General features: G+C 35.9%; 4 protein-coding genes. 1 reads left to right on the forward strand and 3 read right to left on the reverse strand.

Annotated elements, in window-relative coordinates; translation table 11 throughout:
• Positions 1-175: 175 nt before the first annotated feature.
• From B9N71_RS12225 to B9N71_RS12235, 3 genes are all read right to left on the reverse strand, one after another.
• A complete protein-coding gene (locus B9N71_RS12225) occupies positions 176-469 on the reverse strand; it encodes a hypothetical protein (protein ID WP_085166098.1) in 294 nt (97 codons plus the stop codon).
• Between the two features lie 12 nt (positions 470-481).
• On the reverse strand, positions 482-1,531 hold the full coding sequence (locus tag B9N71_RS13765; protein ID WP_085166099.1) for an RHS repeat domain-containing protein: 1,050 nt from the start codon (positions 1,529-1,531) through the stop codon (positions 482-484).
• Positions 1,532-1,970: 439 nt separating this feature from the next.
• Positions 1,971-2,561 carry an imm11 family protein gene (locus tag B9N71_RS12235; protein ID WP_202115344.1) on the reverse strand — a complete coding sequence of 197 codons (591 nt, stop codon included), beginning with the start codon at positions 2,559-2,561 and terminating at the stop codon, positions 1,971-1,973.
• Between the two features lie 111 nt (positions 2,562-2,672).
• Here B9N71_RS12235 and B9N71_RS12240 point away from each other — a divergent pair.
• A partial coding sequence (locus B9N71_RS12240) for a transposase (RefSeq protein ID WP_143422154.1) occupies positions 2,673-2,896 on the forward strand: 224 nt, incomplete at its 3' end.

A 2,896-nucleotide genomic window follows, 5' to 3' on the forward strand; every position in this document is an offset into this window, starting at 1 on the left:
TTTACGGCAAAGTTCTTTGACAGGAATACCGGCTTCAGCTTCTTTTAAAATAGCTACGATCTGATGTTCAGTCATCTTTTTCATATTTAAATCCTCTGTGGGTTAATGAAGAGAATTTTCTACTTTTAGCTGTACTATTTTAGGGGATAGTTACAGATTCATTACAATTTAAAGGTTATTTATTCATAGTTCTCTTTTTTAATAGCTGAATCCATGGATTTCCATTTTCTAATAGTTGCTTATCTACTGAAAAATCGGCACTCGATTCAATAAGATGTAATAGTGACCAAGCTAATCCATAACTTTCATCATTACCAAAGAGTGTAATTAGTTTAGTCGCTTCTTCATTTGATAAAGGTGGTTGAATGCTATGTAAAATATTCTGATATTTCTGAATAAAGTCAATATCAGAACTTTCCTCTGAAGGCAAAGGCCCCATTTTAATAAGTTCATTAACAGATCGTCTCATAGAATCTCCAAATCATTTTTTCATTAATTCTGGATAGTTTGTTTTGTAATATTTAATAATATCTCGAATACCCTCATCATATTTAGAGCCAACAATATTTCTTATATCTTTAATATCTTTTGCAAGTACTTGCCGGAATGATAATCCAAAGTCCTGTACCTTAGTTATCGCACCTTTGTATCCATAAGTCCTTGTTAAATAGTGTTCTGATTCGGTTATTACAAGTGCGCCACCATCAGCTTTTGAAGTAAATCCTGCCGCAGCTTGAGGCATATGGTGAGGAGTCAATTTATCACCTTTAACCCCACGAGCATTTAGTTTACTAAATTTACCACCTTCACCAGCTTTTACAGGTTTACAAGATGTTAACCCCCACGGATCAATCCAAGTCAACCCATTAGGCGCATACTGATACAGATTCAAGCCACCCAGCAACCCAATAGGGTCTGGCTGGGTAAATCTACCTATATCCGGATCATAATACCTAAAGGTATTGTAATGTAAGCCAGTTTCTCTGTCTAAATATTGTTCCTGATATCTGAGGTTTTGTTCTACCGATTCATGTTCGATTTCATGAATCCGTTTTCCCCACAGCTGAAAGCTGCATTCCCACAGTATTTCACCGTTTGCATCGGTAAGCTCTTCCGGACAGCCGTTGAGGTCGGTGTGGAAGTACATGACTCTTTCTGGGTCATTACCTCGTTTATCTATCCGCGCCAGTGGTTCGTAGTTGTTCTGGTCGGTATAGATATACAGGCTGGTGGGGTGATTCGGGCCGGTTTCCTGAATCATTCTTAAGCCGTCCCACAGGAAGCGGGTACGGTTGTAGGGTTTGCCTTCGCGGTCTAACTTCTGTTTTTCGATGCGTCTGCCAAGGGCGTCATAGAGGTAGCGGTATCGTTCGGTTTTGTTGAGCTGTTCGATGCGTACTTCGCTCAGGCGGTGTTCGGCGTCGTAGTGGTAGTGCTGGGTGGCGCCGATGCTCTGTTTGGTTTGGGTTCGGCCGTGCTCGTCGTGGCGGTAATCGGTTTGGCCGTGTTTGCTGTGTTTTTTGCTTACCATCCTGTCTAGGTTGTCGTGATGTATTTACTTTCTATATGTATAATTAAATAAAACTAAGGTTCATATAAATAATATGAATCTTCTGTTAAATATAGAACTTCCTTTTTACTATTGGTCGAAATCGGTGAAATCAGAAATTCTCGCATATCACCCATATCTATTGATTTTTGAATAAAATTTATTAGTTCACTTTTTGAAACTTTAAACATTTCTCCTTTTATTATTATTTTTTCCTTAGAATTGCGACAATCTTTTGCAGCCTATGCTTATTGGTACAATCACAAATGGTTGCATTCATCGTTATGTTATTTGCCACCGATAGAGTTTAACTAACAACCACTCCTTAATTTTGTTGTTTGAATATGTGTTGCCATTCCACTATTTTAAGGGATAGTTACAATTTTAGAATTTTTTATAACTAATCTAATTGAAAATATATTCAACTCGATTCACATATAGTCCGATCTTTATATGTCAAATCAATTTCCTTACAGAATTTAATTCCCTGTAAGCCAGCACTTAAAATAGCCGATTTTACTTTATTATTGATCACAATTAAATTTGGTTGTTCTTTGCATCTAACAATATTATAACCATCAGGTATATCGTCTAATATTACTGTATATAAAAACATGTAAGCAGGATTATTTGGATCGAAATTAGTCAACTGATATTCGCTTTTGTTCATATCACAACAATCTATCTTTATTATGGGATTTATCACACTAAAACCATCAAAAATTTCATTTCCATATATTATTTCGGCATTAAAAAATTCAACTTCTGTTGGCACTACACTTTCAAGAATAGCCCTGAGCTTCAGGCTAACTAACTCAGGTCCAGTAGTAGATAGCATGTGACACTTTTTTAATTTATTAAAACAGGATTTATTCTTAGCTTTATATTTTAAAGTACAATCAAGACCTTTAAGGCTAATCCCCTCATTAAATAGTGAGAAATCCATGGATATATCATGGAGATAATCAAGCATATTATATGTATTTTCTTCTATTGAAATTATATAGCTCATCTTTTCACCACCTAAATTCAACAAGCATTATTTAACTTTGTAACTATCCCCTAAAATAGTACAGCAAAAAAGTAGAAAATTCTCTATGATAAAAGAAAAGGGGATTTAATTATGAAAAAAATGACTGAACATCAAATCGTCGCTATTTTAAAAGAAGCTGAAGCGGGTATTCCGGTTAAAGAACTGTGCCGTAAATATGGCATGGGTAATTCAACTTTCTATAAATGGCGAGAAAAATACGGCGGAATGGAAACTTCGGATATCAAACGCTTAAAGGAGCTGGAGGCTGAAAACCGCAAGCTTAAGCAGATGTTTGCCGAACTGAGCTTAAAATC

It is taken from the genome of Gilliamella bombi, from assembly GCF_900103255.1.
Lineage (GTDB): Bacteria > Pseudomonadota > Gammaproteobacteria > Enterobacterales > Orbaceae > Gilliamella > Gilliamella bombi.